Origin of the sequence: Tsukamurella sp. DT100, assembly GCF_049844855.1 — a bacterium.
Classification (GTDB): Bacteria; Actinomycetota; Actinomycetes; order Mycobacteriales; family Mycobacteriaceae; genus Tsukamurella.
In genome coordinates, this window is sequence record NZ_JBNCLV010000002.1 from 205,406 (window position 1) to 220,659 (window position 15,254).

At 70.3% G+C, this 15,254-nt stretch carries 10 protein-coding genes; 6 read left to right on the forward strand and 4 right to left on the reverse strand.

Features of this window, described 5'->3' with window-relative positions:
• Positions 1 to 20: 20 nt before the first annotated feature.
• The 3 genes from pks13 to ACLQ3K_RS04725 are packed head-to-tail and all read left to right on the forward strand — an operon-like array spanning position 21 to position 8,094.
• Positions 21 to 5,150, forward strand: a complete 5,130-nt coding sequence (gene pks13 / locus ACLQ3K_RS04715) for a polyketide synthase Pks13 (protein WP_425997413.1) — start codon at positions 21 to 23, stop codon at positions 5,148 to 5,150.
• 19 nt (positions 5,151 to 5,169) lie between these two features.
• A complete protein-coding gene (locus ACLQ3K_RS04720; protein ID WP_425997415.1) occupies positions 5,170 to 6,744 on the forward strand; it encodes an acyl-CoA carboxylase subunit beta in 1,575 nt (524 codons plus the stop codon).
• Positions 6,745 to 8,094 (forward strand): FAD-binding oxidoreductase, encoded by a 1,350-nt coding sequence (locus tag ACLQ3K_RS04725; protein WP_425997417.1) that lies wholly within the window; start codon positions 6,745 to 6,747, stop codon positions 8,092 to 8,094.
• A gap of 142 nt (positions 8,095 to 8,236) precedes the next feature.
• Here ACLQ3K_RS04725 and ACLQ3K_RS04730 read toward each other — a convergent pair whose 3' ends face one another.
• The gene (locus ACLQ3K_RS04730; RefSeq protein WP_425997419.1) at positions 8,237 to 8,722 is read right to left on the reverse strand and encodes a GAF domain-containing protein; all 486 of its coding nucleotides are present in this window, start codon (positions 8,720 to 8,722) and stop codon (positions 8,237 to 8,239) included.
• A gap of 363 nt (positions 8,723 to 9,085) precedes the next feature.
• Between ACLQ3K_RS04730 and ACLQ3K_RS04735 the strand changes: the two genes are divergently transcribed.
• From ACLQ3K_RS04735 to ACLQ3K_RS04745, 3 genes are all read left to right on the forward strand, one after another.
• Positions 9,086 to 10,063 (forward strand): alpha/beta hydrolase family protein, encoded by a 978-nt coding sequence (locus ACLQ3K_RS04735; protein ID WP_336669621.1) that lies wholly within the window; start codon positions 9,086 to 9,088, stop codon positions 10,061 to 10,063.
• Positions 10,064 to 10,362: 299 nt separating this feature from the next.
• A complete protein-coding gene (locus ACLQ3K_RS04740) occupies positions 10,363 to 11,325 on the forward strand; it encodes an alpha/beta hydrolase (RefSeq protein WP_425997421.1) in 963 nt (320 codons plus the stop codon).
• A gap of 112 nt (positions 11,326 to 11,437) precedes the next feature.
• A complete protein-coding gene (locus tag ACLQ3K_RS04745) occupies positions 11,438 to 12,367 on the forward strand; it encodes an HpcH/HpaI aldolase/citrate lyase family protein (protein WP_425997423.1) in 930 nt (309 codons plus the stop codon).
• A gap of 60 nt (positions 12,368 to 12,427) precedes the next feature.
• On the opposite strand, the gene ACLQ3K_RS04750 is transcribed toward ACLQ3K_RS04745, so the two are convergent.
• The 3 genes from ACLQ3K_RS04750 to ACLQ3K_RS04760 form a co-directional block, all read right to left on the reverse strand.
• Positions 12,428 to 12,964 carry a YceI family protein gene (locus tag ACLQ3K_RS04750; protein WP_224648031.1) on the reverse strand — a complete coding sequence of 179 codons (537 nt, stop codon included), beginning with the start codon at positions 12,962 to 12,964 and terminating at the stop codon, positions 12,428 to 12,430.
• A gap of 113 nt (positions 12,965 to 13,077) precedes the next feature.
• Positions 13,078 to 13,446, reverse strand: coding sequence for a VOC family protein (locus tag ACLQ3K_RS04755; protein WP_224648032.1), 369 nt, complete (start codon positions 13,444 to 13,446; stop codon positions 13,078 to 13,080).
• Positions 13,447 to 13,522: 76 nt separating this feature from the next.
• Positions 13,523 to 15,205 carry a phosphoenolpyruvate--protein phosphotransferase gene (locus tag ACLQ3K_RS04760; RefSeq protein WP_425997426.1) on the reverse strand — a complete coding sequence of 561 codons (1,683 nt, stop codon included), beginning with the start codon at positions 15,203 to 15,205 and terminating at the stop codon, positions 13,523 to 13,525.
• Between the last annotated feature and the right edge of the window lie 49 nt (positions 15,206 to 15,254).

Here is a 15,254-nt window from a genome sequence, read left to right on the forward strand (position 1 = left end):
ACGCGAAGGGTAGACACAACATGGCTGAGAACGAGTACACCCCCCATGAAGGCCCGACCGGCAAGGCCCGCGAGGATCTGAGCCTCGAGGAACTGCGCGCGTGGATGCGGCAGTGGATCGCCGATGCGACCAAGCAGCCTGTCGAGAACATCACGGACGACAAGTCGCTCGACGAGTTCGGCCTGGGCTCGCGCGACGCCGTCTCGATGGCGTCCGACATCGAGGACTTCACCGGCGTGCAGCTGACGGCCACCGTCGCCTTCCAGCACCCGACGATCGCGCTGCTCAGCCAGCGCATCATCGACGGTGACCCGGTGGTCTCCGACGACGACCTCGCGGCCGAGGCGGCGCGGTACGACCGCGGCGAGGAGTTCGAGGCGAACCGCGGCACGCACGACGTGGCCGTCGTCGGCCTCGCGACCCGCTTCCCCAAGGCCGGCGAGACGCCGGAGTCGACGTGGGAGTTCCTCATCGGGAACGGCGACGCCACCACGGACCTGCCCGAGGACCGCTGGCTCGAGTTCAAGCAGGACCCGCGCCTGAAGGCCGTGCTCGACGAGGCCAACACCTTCGGCGGCTACCTCGACGACGTGGCCTCCTTCGACGCCGAGTTCTTCCAGATGACGCCGCGCGAGGTCGAGATGGTCGACCCGCAGCAGCGGCTCGCGCTCGAGCTGACCTGGGAGGCGCTGGAGCAGGCCAACATCCCGCCCAGCTCCGTCAAGGGCACCCGCACGGGCGTGTGGATGGGCAGCTCGGCGAACGACTACCAGATGCTGGCCGTCGCGGATCCGACGAAGGCCAACCCGTACGCGCTGACCGGCACGTCGACGTCGATCGTCGCGAACCGCGTCTCCTACTTCTACGACTTCCACGGCCCGTCGGTGACCGTCGACACGGCGTGCTCCTCGTCGCTGGTCGCGATCCACCAGGCCGTCCGGAGCCTGCGCGACGGCGAGACCGACATGGCGGTCGCCGGCGGCGTGAACATGCTCATCGTGCCCGCCGCGACGCTGGGCTTCGACAGCCTCGGCGCGCAGGCGCCCGACGGCAAGATCAAGGCCTTCAGCTCCGACGCCAACGGCATGATCCGCGCCGAGGGCGGCGGCGTCGTTCTCCTCAAGCGCCTCGCCGACGCCGAGCGCGACGGCGACGACATCCTCGGCGTCATCGCGGGTTCCGCGGTCACCTCCGACGGCAAGTCGAACGGCATCTTCGCGCCGAACCCCGAGGCGCAGGTCATCAACCTGCGCGACGCCTACATCGACGCCGGCATCGACCCGCGCACCGTCGACTACCTCGAGGCGCACGGCACCGGCACCATCCTGGGCGACCCGCTCGAGGCGGACGCCATCGGCCGCGTCCTGGGCCGCGGCCGCGAGGCCGAGAAGCCGCTGCTCCTGGGCTCGGCGAAGACCAACTTCGGCCACCTGGAGGCGGCCGCGGGCATCGCGGGCGTCGCCAAGGTGCTGCTCGGCATGCGCAACGGGCAGATCCCCGCCTCGCTCAACTTCGCCGGCCCCAACCCGTACATCCAGTTCGAGGCCAACCGCCTCCTCATGGCGGCGCGGAACACGGAGTGGCCCAAGTACTCCGGCAACCGGCTCGCCGGCGTCACCGGCAACGGCTTCGGCGGCACCAACGCCCACGTCGTGATCAAGGAGTACGTCGCGCCCGAGGTCGTCGACGGCGCCGTCGAGTCCGACGAGGCCCCGGCGAACGCCGTGCCCGCGTTCTACGCCGCCACCTCCGACGGTGCCGCGGTCCCGCTCGTGCTCACGGCCTACGTCCCCTCGCGCCGACGGGCCGCCGCCGCCGAGCTGCTCGAGTGGCTCGAGTCCGACGAGGCGAAGGAGTACACGCTCGCCGAGATCGGCCGCACGCTCGCGAGCCGCAACCACGGCCGCGTCCGCGCCGTCGTGATGGCGAAGGACCTCGACGAGGCGATCAAGGGCTTCCGCGCGATCGCCGAGGGCAAGAACGCGCCGAACGTCATCTCCGCCAACCAGCCCGACGCGGCCGGCCCGGCGTTCATCTTCTCCGGCTTCGGCAGCCACCACCGCAAGATGGCCAAGCAGCTCTACCTCGAGAACCCGATCTTCAAGCACTACTTCGACGAGGTCAACGAGCTCATCATCGACGAGTCGGGCAACGACTACGCCGACATGATCACCGACGACGAGCAGACCTTCCACATCGAGACCGGCCAGGTGGGCATCTTCGCCATCCAGGTCGCGCTCGTGGGGCTGTTCCGCCATCACGGCATCGAACCCGGTGTGGTGCTGCCGCATTCGATGGGTGAGGCCACTGCAGCCTGGGTCACCGGCGGTCTCTCGCTGGAGGACGCCGTGCGCGTCATCTGCAACCGCTCGCGCCTCATGGGCGAGGGCGAGGAGATGCTGCCGGAGGAGATGGAGCGCTTCATGGCGCTCGTCGAGTACAGCGCCGCCGACATCGAGACCGTGCTCGGCGAGTACGAGGGCCTGGAGATCTGCGTCTACGCGGCCCCCACCCACACCGTGCTCGGCGGCCCCGGCAAGGTCATCGACAAGATCGTCGCCGAGACCGAGGCCAAGGGCCTCATGGCGCGCAAGCTCGTGACCCGCGGCGCTTCCCACACCTCGCAGATGGATCCGCTGCTCGGCGAGCTGCAGGCCGAGCTCATGGGCATCGAGCCGCACGCGCTGCAGTACCCGATGTACTCGACCGTGAACAAGGACGAGTTCTACAAGGCCGGTCACGCGCCGGTGCACGACGTGGACTACTGGATCAAGGGCCTGCGCCACAGCGTCTGGTTCACCCAGGCCGTGGAGAAGGCCGTCGAGGCGGGCTACCGCACCTTCATCGAGTTCTCGCCGAACCCGATCACGCTGATCTCGGTCGCCGCGGTGACCTTCGGCTCGGGCATCCAGGACGCCGCGCTGGTGCAGACCCTCAAGCGCAAGGAGGACGAGCAGGGCACCATCATGACCGCCCTCGCCACCGTCTTCGCGCGCGGCCACCACGTAGACGTCGCCTCGCTGTTCGGCCCCGGCCGCTACGCGCCGGTGCCGCGAACGAAGTTCCAGCGCAAGCACATCTGGATCCAGACCAAGCTGCCCGACGGCGGCTCGGGCATGGTCCCCGGCGGCCACGTCGCCCTGCCCGACGGCCGGCACGTCTGGCAGCTCGACGCCGGCGCGCTCACCCTGGGCGACGGGACGAAGATCCCGCTGGTCGACCTGGCGAAGAACGCCGCCGTCCAGGTGCTCGACGGTGCCGCGGTCACCGCGGCCGTGGAGCACGGCGAGGTGCGCGACGGGCTGACCCTCACCACGACGCTGACCCCGCACCCCGGCGGCGCGTCGATCCAGGTGCACGAGAACACCGGTAAGGGCTTCCGTCTGCTGCTCGACGCCGTCGTCGTGGGCGGCGAGGCCTCCGGCACCGCCGCGGCCCCGCTCATCACCCGGGCCGCGCCCGCGGTGGAGGAGATGGACGAGCTCGACGAGTCCGAGCCCGAGATCACCGTCTCCGACGAGACCGAGGCACCCGCGCCCGAGGGCAGCGGCGAGCGCTGGTCGCCCGACACGGGCGAGTCGGTGGAACACCGCCTGGGCCTGATCATCTCGGAGATCATGGGCTTCGAGATCGAGGACCTGCCCAAGGAGATCCCGCTCATCGACCTCGGCATGGACTCGCTCATCGCGATGCGCATCAAGAACCGCACCGAGTACGAGTTCGACATCCCGCCGATCCAGATCCAGGCGGTGCGCGACGCCTCCTTCAACGACGTGGTGCAGTTCGTCGAGTACGCGGTCGAACACCGCGACCAGGTGGACGCGCTCGCCGAGCACCAGTCCGGCACCGGCGAACTCGCCGACGCCGGCCAGCTGGCCGAGATGATGAAGGCCGCCAAGGCGGAGGCCGCCGCGAAGGCCGAGGCCCCCGCGCCCGCTTCCGAGGCGCCGGCCGCTGCCGCACCCGCCGAGCCCGCCCCGGCCGAGGCCGCGCCCGCGGCACCGTCGGACGAGAAGACCGCGACCCCCGACCTGCTCGACGGCGCGGCCGTCGCGGCGGCCGTGGGCGACGGCGTGCCCCCGCGCGACGCGGCGGAGCGCCTGACCTTCGCGACCTACGCGATCGTGGTGGGCAAGTCGCCCGGTGGCGTCTTCACCGAGCTCGACGTGCTCTCCGAGGACGTGGCGGAGAAGCTGACCGCCCGCCTGTCGGAGCGCGCCGGCGGCGAGATCGACATCGAGGACGTCATCGACTCGAAGAACATCGAGGAGATGGCGACCTACGTGGGCGCCGTCATGAACGAGGCGACCCCGGTGGACGGCTTCGTCCGCACGCTGCGCAAGCCGGAGGGCTCGGACCGCAAGCCGCTGTTCCTCTTCCACCCCGCGGGCGGCAACACCACCGCCTACGAGGCCCTGCTGCGCAAGCTGCCGGAGGACCTGCCGATCTACGGCTTCGAGCGCGTCGAGGGCGAGATCGAGGAGCGGGTGGCCGAGTACCTGCCGAAGCTCAAGGAGATCCAGCCGGAGGGGCCGTACCGGCTCGCGGGCTGGAGCCTCGGCGGTGCGTTCGCCTACGGGCTGGCGCGCGCGCTCGAGGACGAGGGCCAGGTGGTCGAGTACATCGGCCTGCTCGACGTGGTCGCGCCGAAGGTGCCGCTCACCGACGAGCCCGCCGAGAAGAAGGCCCGCCTGGAGCGCTGGGAGACGTTCGCCCGCAAGAACTACGACATCGGCAACGAGATCGAGCTGCCCATGGACCGCCTCAACGCGGCCGACGACGAGGGCCAGTTCCGGATCATCATGGAGCTGGTGCAGCTCTCCGACAAGAAGATCCCGACGTCGATGATCGAGCACCAGCGCACGTCCTTCGTGGACAACCGCATGCTGATCAAGGTGAACCCGGCCGACTACGGGAAGTTCGGCGGCACGGTCACGCTGTACCGCGCGGACCGCATGCACGACGGCGCCGTCGAGCTGGAGCCGAACTTCGCGGACATCGCGCCGGACGGCGGCTGGGCGCCGGTGGTCGAGGATCTGCGGATCGTCAAGATCGGCGGCGATCACCTGCAGCTCATCGACGAGCCGTACATCGGCAAGATCGCGACGCACATGACGGACGAGCTCAACCGGGCCGACGGCGCCAACTGAGCTCCGGGCAGGGGATAGGGTGACAGACGTGACGGACGTATCGGACCAGGTCGACCTCAACACGACCGCGGGCAAGCTCGAGGATCTGTACCGGCGCCTCGAAGAGGCGAAGGACCCGGGCAGCCCGCGGGCGCGGGAGCGGCGCGACGCGAAGGGCCTGCCCAGCGCGCGCGGCCGCATGCGCATGCTGTTCGACGAGGGCACGTTCGTCGAGCTGGACCAGCTCGCGAAGTCGCCCGGCGACGACCGCATCAAGGACGGCGTCGTCATCGGCTACGGCCTGGTCAACGGCCGCAAGGTCGCGGCCTTCAGCCACGACCAGACCGTGGGCGCGGGCACCGTCGGCGAGATGTTCGGCCGGAAGATGGTCAAGCTGTACGACTTCGCGGCCTCCGCCGGCCTGCCGGTGGTCGGCATCAACGACTCGGGCGGCGCCCGGATCCAGGACGCGGCCACGTCGATCGCCTGGTACGCCGAGCTCGGCCGGCACCAGGACGGCCTGTGCGGCCAGGTCCCGCAGATCTCGATGATCCTCGGCACCTGCGTCGGCGGCGCCGTCTACGCGCCCGCCAACACCGACGTGCTCGTCGGCGTGCAGGACAACACCTACATGTTCGTCACCGGCCCCGAGGTGATCCGCCCGACCACGGGTGAGACCACCTCCGCGGAGGACCTCGGCGGCGCGATCAAGCAGGCCCAGTGGGGCAACCTGCACCACATCGCGGTCGACGAGCAGGCGGCCTTCGACTGGGTCAAGCGCTACCTGTCCTTCATGCCGGACTCGGTGCACCAGCGCCCGCCGCTGATCAACCCGGGCCTGGAGCCCGAGCTCACCGACTCGGACCTCGAGCTCGAGTCGATCATGCCGGACGCCGACACCGCCGGTTACGACATCCACGACGTGATCCTGCGCGTCTTCGACGACGGCGACTTCCTCGAGTACGCCGAGCTGTGGGCGCCGAACATCGTGACCGGCTTCGCCCGCGTCGACGGGCAGTCCGTCGGCGTCGTCGCGAACCAGCCGATGCACATGGCCGGCACCCTCGACACGCAGGCCTCGGAGAAGGCGGCGCGGTTCGTGCGCCTGTGCAACTCCTTCAACATCCCGCTCGTCTTCCTCGTGGACGTCCCCGGCATCCTGCCCGGCGTCGAGGAGGAGAAGATCGGCACCATCCGCCGGTCGGGCAAGTTCATCTTCAGCTACGTCGAGGCGGCCGTCCCGAAGGTCACCATCATCCTGCGCAAGTCCTACGGCGGCGCGTGGGCCGTGATGGGCTCCAAGCAGCTGGGTGCCGACTTCGTCTTCGCGTGGCCGACGGCGCGCCTGGCCGTGATGGGTGCCGAGGGCGCCGCCGCGATCATCAAGCGGCGCGAGATCGAGGAGGCCGGCGAGAACGGCCCCGCGATCCGGCAGGCCTTCATCGACTTCTACAACCAGTTCATGGCGACGCCGTGGCTGGCGGCCGAGCGCGGCTACATCGACGGCGTGATCGAGCCGAAGGAGACCCGCCTGCTGATCCGCAAGTCGATCGCGCAGCTGCGCGACAAGGAGCTGCAGCGCGTGCCGCGCCGCACCTACCTCATGCCGATGTAAATGGCGTCGCTGGAGGGCTTTCCGCAGCTCACCGGGTCGGTGCTCACCGACCCGGACGTGATGGCCGCCTACGCCGTCGACCACTGCTCGCCGGTGCACGGCGCGGTCCCGCTCGCGGTGGTGCTGGCGGAGACCACCGAGGACGTCGCCGCGGCCGCGGCCTGGTGCTACGCCAACGACGTCGTGATCGTGCCGCGCGGCGCGGGCAGCGGCCTCGCCGGCGGTGCCAGCGCCATCGAGGGCTGCGTGATCATCTCGCTCGCGAAGATGAACGCGGTCAAGGAGATCAGCGTCGCGGATCAGTACGCGATCGCCGAGGCGGGCGTGATCAACGCCGACCTCGACCGCGCGGTCCGCGCGCACGGGTTGATGTACCCGCCGGACCCCTCGTCGTTCGAGATCTGCTCCATCGGCGGCAACGTCGCGACGAACGCCGGAGGCCTGCGCTGCGTCATGTACGGCGTGACGCGCGAGTACGTGCTCGGGCTGACCGTCGTGCTGCCCGACGGCCGGATCATCAAGACCGGGCGGCGCACCGTCAAGGGTGTCACCGGCTACGACCTGACCCAGCTGTTGGTCGGCAGCGAGGGCACGCTCGGCATCGTCACCGAGGTCACCGTCAAACTCCGTCCCGCGCCGGTGATCCCGCCGACGACCGTCGCCGCGTCCTTCCCGGACGTGGTGAGCGCGGCGGCCGCGGTCGCCGCGGTGGTCGGCACCGGCGTGGTGCCCGCGCTCATGGAGCTCATGGACCGCCGCACTCTCGAATGCGTCGAGGCGCTGCGCCCCTTCGGACTCGAGGACGAGACGCGGGCGATGCTCATCGGCCAGGGCTCGACGCCCGCCGACGCCGAGGTCCTGGCCCGCGAGTTCGACGCCGCCGGAGCGCATTACACCGTCGTCTCCGACGATCCCGTCGAGGCGGCGGAACTGCTCGCCGTGCGCCGCGCCGCCTTCCACGCCTACGAGCACGCCGGCAACATCTTCTCCGAGGACGTGGGCGTGCCCCGCTCGCAGCTGCCGGAGATGTTCGCCCGCATCGAGGCCATCTCCGCGAAGTACGACGTCGACATCCCCACATGCGCGCACGCCGGCGACGGCAACCTGCACCCCACGCTGATCTACCCGAAGGACCAGCGGGAGGTGCCCCAGGCCATCTGGGACGCCGCCGACGAGGTCTTCCAGGCCGCCCTCGCGCTCGGCGGCACTCTCACGGGTGAGCACGGCGTAGGCGTGTTGAAGGCACGCTGGGTGGGGGAGGAGCTGTCCGAGGACGTCCTCGAGCTGCACCGCGGCATCAAGGCCGTCTGGGACCCGAAGAACCTCCTCAACCCCGGCCGCGGCTTCTAGCCCCCGCTCGCTGCGCTCGTGGCCGTCCCTAGCGGGGCGGCCTCCTCCCCAGGTCCATGGACGTGGGGAGTGCACGGCACGCGGAGGCAATGCACGCCCCGCTAGGGAGAGCCCGACGGGGCGCCGCGGTCGGGCGAGCGGGCTACGTCAGCGAGTCGACGAAGACCGCGGCGACGGCTTCGAGGCCGCGCTGGTCGTCGTCGGTGAACCGCGCCGTCCGCTCGCTGTCGAGGTCGAAGACGCCGATCAGCTCGCCGTCGCGGACCAGCGGCACCACGAGCTCGGAGTTCGTCGCGCCGTCGCAGGCGATGTGGTCCGCGACCGCGTGCACGTCGTCGACCCGCTGCGTCGCGCGCGTGCGGGCGGCGGCGCCGCAGACGCCCCGGTCCAGCGGGATGCGGATGCACGCCGGCAGGCCCTGGAAGGGTCCGACGACGAGCTCGGCACCGTCGTAGAAGTAGAAGCCCACCCAGTTGAGGTCGGGCACCGTCGCCTTGACGAGGGCCGACAGGTTCGCGGCGTTCGCGATCCGGTCGGGCTCGCCGGCGACGAGCGCGCGGGCGTAGTCCGCGAGCTCGGCGTAGCGCTCGGCGGGGGACTCGGAGAGGTCGGGAAGGGAGAACGACACGCCCTGACGGTACGGGGTCCGACGGTGCGCCGGCACCCTCGTATCCGGCCTGAGTCTGGGCGGAAGCTGAGAGTGCGAGGGGTTGGAACCCCGCGTGATCGAGATCGAAAAACACCGTATGTACTGCGCTGACCTGCCCGAGCGCATCGATCTTCACCGGTAGTTGTAACAGGGTGACGCGACGCTCCGACTAAGAGTTTGTCAGGAACTGAGATCTCGCATACAGTGCCTGACGAGCACTGAACCGCTCGCGTTGCTCTGTCACGGGGCCTCCCTGTGGTACTGACGGGGCCGGCTCGCCGGCACCGCGCAGGCGGTTCGCACGCGCCCACCGGGCGGAAACACTGAGGAAGAGAGTCTCGTATGCGTATGCGTAACGGCTGGGCCAAGAAGGCCACCGCCGCCGCGGTCACCGTGGCTGCCATTCCGGCCCTGACGATCGCCGGCACGGGCGCCGCGAACGCTTGGGGCCCCGGCAGCGCCAAGAACCCGCCGAAGGGCTTCAAGCAGGCCTTCGTCAACGGCGCCGGCATGCCGAACGTCAAGGTCCGCAGCTGGGCCTCGACCACCACCGACCCCAAGAAGGCTCCGACCGTCGTTCTGCTCGACGGCCTGCGCGCCACCTGGGACGTCTCCGGCTGGGAGCGCGACTCCAACGTCGCCTTCCTGTCGCAGAAGGGCATCAACGTCGTGACGCCCGTCGGCGGCACCTCGAGCTGGTACACCGACTGGCAGGGCCCGTCGTCGACGAACCGCCAGGCGTACCGCTACACCTGGGCGTCGTTCCTCAAGAACAGCCTGCCCCAGTACATCCGCAGCCTCGGCTTCAGCGACAACGTCTCGCTGGTCGGCCTGTCGATGTCCGGTAGCGCCGCGATCATCAACACCGTCGAGTCGAACGGCTACTACAAGCGCGCCGCGTCGCTCTCGGGCCTGAACAACATCTCGGCGCCGGGCGTCCCGATCGCCGTCGGCATCGCGTCGCTCGATTCGGGCGGCTACAACGCCGGCCTCGACATGTGGGGCGGCCCGTTCGACTCGCGCTGGGCCAAGAACGATCCGACCGTGCAGGTGAACCGCCTGAAGAACATCCCGCTGTGGATCTCGGCCGGCAACGGCGTCTTCGGCAAGTACACCCCGAACCCGGGCCCGGCCGACGTCATCCAGGGCGTGCCGCTCGAGTGGCTCGCGCTCTCGCAGTCGCGTTCCTTCCAGGGTGCGGCGCAGCGCGCCGGCCTGAACAAGGTGCACTACGACTTCCCGCCGGCCGGCACCCACACGTGGGGCTACTGGCAGGACCAGGTGTGGCAGATGCAGCGCACCGGCTGGTTCTCGAAGTAATCCTTCGCGATTCCACGAACAGATCACACGACAGGCGGCCTCGTTCGGACGAACGGGGTCGCTTGTCGTATTGTGAGCTGGACGACTTTCCTGAGGAAACCGGGAGTGTCTGTAACGCCTTACCCTGTGATTTCGATGAGATCCAGGGAGAGTGTCGCCCATGTGACGCATGTGAAACGTGTGACATGTGTGACGAACGATGTTAGAGTGACGACTGTGACAAGGCTGGTCTCATCGACCATCCGTCCGGTCCACCAGCTACTGCGCGGAGACTCCGCGTGAAAAAGGAGAGGTCAGCAATGCGAGCAGCCTGGGGTAAGCGAGCGGGTGCAGCGGTTCTCACCGCGGCCATGGTGCCCGCCCTCGCCGGTCTGGGTGCCGGCGTCGCCGGTGCCTGGGGTCCGGGGACGGCGAAGAACCCGCCCAAGGGCTTCAAGTCCGAGAAGGTCGACGGAGCCGGCATGCCGGCCGTCACGGTGCGTTCGTGGGCCTCCACCACGACCGATCCGGCGAAGGCCCCGACCGTCGTTCTGCTCGACGGTCTGCGCGCCACGCAGGACGTCTCCGGCTGGGAGCGTGACTCCAACGTCGCCTTCCTGTCGCAGAAGGGCGTCAACGTCGTCATGCCCGTCGGCGGTACCGCCAGCTTCTACACGAACTGGGCGAACTCCTCGAAGCACGGCAACGGCACCTACAAGGCCACCTGGGGCAACTTCCTGGCCTCGAGCCTGCCGGCCTACATCAAGTCGCGCGGCTTCTCGAGCAACCTGTCGCTCGTCGGCATCTCGATGGGTGGCGGCGCCGCCCTCATCAACGCCGCGAACAACCCGGGCGTCTACAAGCGCGCCGCTGCGCTGTCGGGCTTCCTGAACACCTCGGCCCCCGGCATGCCGGTCGCCGTGGGCGTCGCGATGCTGGACGCGGGCGGCTACAACGTCCTCGACATGTGGGGCGGCCCGTTCGACGCCAACTGGGCGAAGAACGATCCGACCGTCCAGGTCGGTCGCCTGAAGGGCACCAAGCTGTGGATCACCGCCTCGACCGGTGAGCCCGGCAAGTACACCCCGAACCCGTCGCCCGCCGACATCGTTCAGGGCGTGCCGCTCGAGATCCTCGCCAAGTCGCAGTCGGAGGCCTTCAAGGCCGCCGCTGACAAGGCCGGCGTGAGCGCTCACTACGACTTCTCGTCGGTGGGCACCCACACGTGGGGCTACTGGAGCGACCAGGTGTGGCAGATGCAGCGCACCGGTTGGTTCAACTGATCACGCGCTGATCGAACGATCGTGAGGAAGGCCCCGGGCACCTGCCCGGGGCCTTCCCGCGTATCGGTACCCTCGTCAGCGAACCCACAGCAGAAACCCGAGGTTGCAGACGATGGCCCCGCTCACCCCCACGACCGAGACCGACGAGCCCGTCGGCTTCCGCATCGATCCCGTGCTCGCTCGCAGTTGGCTGCTCGTCAACGCCGCGCAGCCGGAGCGCTTCGACGCGGCGGCCCGCTCCCGCGCGGACATCGTGGTGCTGGACATTGAGGACGCCGTCGCGCCCAAGGACAAGACGGTCGCGCGGAACAACGTGGTCGACTGGCTCAGCCGCGAGGTCGACGGGACGCCGAACAACGGGTGGGTCCGCGTCAACGGCTTCGGCACGCAGTGGTGGGCCGACGACCTGGAGGCGCTGCGGGAGGCGAAGCACCTCGGCGGCGTCATGCTCGCGATGGTCGAGTCCATGGACCACGTCACCGAGACCGCCAAGCGGCTGCCGGACACCCTCATCGTCGCGCTGGTGGAGACCGCGCGCGGCCTGGAGCGGATCAGCGAGATCGCGTCCGCGAAGGGCACCTTCCGCCTGGCCTTCGGCATCGGCGACTTCCGCCGCGACACCGGCTTCGGCGGCGATCCGAGGACGCTGGCCTACGCCCGCTCGCGGTTCACCATCGCCGCCAAGGCCGCGCACCTGCCGGGCGCGATCGACGGGCCGACCGTCGGCTCCAAGGGCCTGCTGCTGACGGAGGCGACCGCGGTCTCCGCCGAGTTCGGCATGACCGGCAAGATCTGCCTCACGCCAGACCAGTGCCACCCGGTGAACGAGGGCCTGAGCCCCTCGCCGGAGGACATCCGCTGGTCGCGAGAGTTCTTCGCGGAGTTCGACCGCGACGGTGGCGAGATCCGCAACGGCTCGGACCTGCCCCGCATCGCGCGGGCCACGAAGATCCTCGACCTGGCCCGCGCCTACGGCATCGTCGTGGCCGACGGCCTGGACGGCGAGCACGCCCCGGCACCGTCGGACACCTTCCACTACTGAGCCCGACGACGAAGCCCCCGCACCGCGCTCCGGCGGTCGGGGGCTTCGTCGCGCTGTGGATCAGGCCTGGCGCAGGGCCTCGATGTCGAGGGTCAGGGTGATCTTGTCGCCGATGACCTTGCCGCCGGTCTCGAGCGGCATGTCGATGGTGATGCCGAAGTCCTGGCGGGTGATGACGGTCTTGGCCTCGAACGCCGCGACCTCGCCCTGGCCCATGCCGGGGTTGGTGCCGAGGAACTCGAGCTCGAACTCGACGGGCTTGGTGACGCCGCGCAGGGTCAGCTCGCCGGTGAGCACGTAGTCCGAGCCCTTCGCCGCGACGCCGGTCGACAGGAACGTGGCCTTCGGGTGGTTCTCGGCGTCGAAGAAGTCGGCGGTGCGGATGTGCGCATCGCGCTGCGCGTTGCGGGTGTTCACGGAGGTCACGTCGACCTCGGCGGACAGCGACGCGGTGCCGTCCTCGGCGACCGTGATCGTGCCGCTGAACTCGTCGAACCGGCCCTTGACCTTGCTCACCATCAGGTGGCGCACGGAGAACTCGACGGACGAGTGGACGGGATCGACGACGTAGGTGCCGGCGGGGAGGACGTTGCTCATGGGAATGCTCCTTCGATGGTTGAACTCTCAAGACTCATCGAGCATAACCGGACTGCGGTCCGATGTATTCCGGGTCTGGTGAATCCGTCCTGAACATCTCCGGAATTCCGGTTCTACGCGGCCCCGTGGAAGACGGCCTCCACGTTGTTGCCGTCGGCGTCGCGGACGAAGGCGCCGTAGTAGCCGGGGTGGTACTCGGGCCACAGGCGCGGCGCGTGCAGCGACTCCGCGCCCAACTCGAGGGCGACCCGGTGGAACTCGTCCACGGTGGCGGTGTCGGGCGCGGCGAAGGCGATGTGCGCCTCCCGGTTCGAGGCGCCCTCGGCGGCGCCGGAGATCCAGAAGACGGGCTGCTCGACGCCGTAGCCGACGGCCACCTCGAAGTCCATGAGGCGGCGCGAACCGAGCACCGCCAGCACCCCGTCGTAGAATCGCTTCGCGGCGTCCAGGTCGGCACAGTTGATCCCGAAGTGGTCGATCATGACGGCTCCTCGCCCGATGCCGGGCGCCCGCTGCACCCGTGACGCCCTCAGGTCTAGCACCGGGGGCCGACAGGTTTCAGGCCAATGCGGCGCGCGCCGCCTCCCTGGCCGCCTGGGGGTCCGTCGCGGCGACCGCCGCCTCGGCCGCCCAGCGGCACTGCTGCAGCGTCACCGAGCCGACCCGGGCGCCCACGGCCGCGGCGGCGCCGGCCGCGCACGACAGCGAGGTCACGCCGAGGCCCACGAGCACGCAGGCCAGCAGCGGGTCGGCCGCGGCCTCGCCGCAGACGCCCACCGGCTTGTCCGCGTCGGCGCCGGCCCGGGCGGTGAGCTGGATCAGCCGCAGCACCGCGGGCTGCCACGGGTCGGTGAGCGCCGCGAGCTCGGTGCTCATCCGGTCGGCCGCCATGGCGTACTGGGTGAGGTCGTTGGTGCCGAGCGAGACGAAGTCCACCTCCGCTAGCACGGCGTCCGCGCACAGCGCGACGGCCGGGACCTCCACCATGACGCCCGCCGTCAGCCCGCGCTCCCGGCACTTGGCGGCGAACTCGCGGGCCTCCGCGGCGGTGGCGATCATCGGCGCCATCACCCACGGCTGCGCGGCGGCGCCCTCGGCCGCGGCGGCGATCGCGTCCAGCTGTCGGTCCAGCAGGCCGGGGTCGCCCACCGCGATGCGGATGCCGCGCACGCCCAGCGCGGGGTTCTCCTCCTCGCCGTGGTCGACGAACTTCAGCGGCTTGTCCGATCCGGCGTCCAGCGTGCGGATCACGACCTTCTGCCCGGCGAAGGCGTCGATCACCTCGCGGTACAGCGCGGCCTGCTCGTCGACCGAGGGCTCGTCGGCCCGGTCGAGGAAGGCCAGCTCGGTCCGGAACAGGCCGACGCCCTCCACCTGTCGCTCGGCGGCGCCCCGCGCCGTGACCCCGTCCTGCACGTTGGCGAGAATCGCGACCGCGGCACCGTCGGACGTGTGTCCGGGGCCGCGCCACCGGGCGATCTCGGCCGCCTCCCGGGCCGCCTCCGCGACCCGCGTCCGCGCGTCGCCCTCGTCCGGGTCGACGGTGACGGTGCCCGCACCGCCGTCGAGGAGGACGGGCGTGCCCGCGTCGACGGTGCCGGCCCCCGTCAGCCCGACGATGCAGGGGATGCCGAGTTGCCGGGCGATGATCGCGGTGTGGCTGGTCGCGCCGCCGAGCCGGGTGCCGATGCCCACGATGAGTGCGGGATCGAGGCCCGCGGTGTCGGCCGGGGCGAGGTCGTCGGCCAGCAGGATCGACGGTGCATCCGGCACCGGCACGCCGGGCTCGGGGCCGCCGAGCAGCTCGGCGACGACGCGGTCGCGCACGTCGCGCAGGTCGGTCACGCGCTCGGCCATGAGGCCGCCGATCTTGGTGAAGACGTCCGCGAACTGGTCGGTCGCGGCCGCCACGGCGTTCGCGGCGGGCGTGCCGGCCCGGATCAGCTTCTCCGTGGTGCCGATCCACGCCTTGTCGGAGGCGAGGCCCGCGTTCGCCCCGAGGACCTCCGCCGCCGCGCCCTGGGCCTGTGCGGCGCGGGCCCGCAGCCGGTCCGCCACGGCCTGCGCCGCGGTGGAGAACCGGGCGGCCTCGGCGTCCCGGTCGTCCTCCGGGAGGTCGACGGGCGGCGGCACCTCGGGGCGCGCGCCGGGCCACATGACGGGCGCGTAGGCGACTCCGGGCACGACGGGGGTGCCGGTGAGGGTGGCGAGGCCGGGTGCGGTCGACTGCTGCGAAGTCATGTGACACAGATTACGAAATCCTCTTGACTTGTCAACACAAACAGGCGTA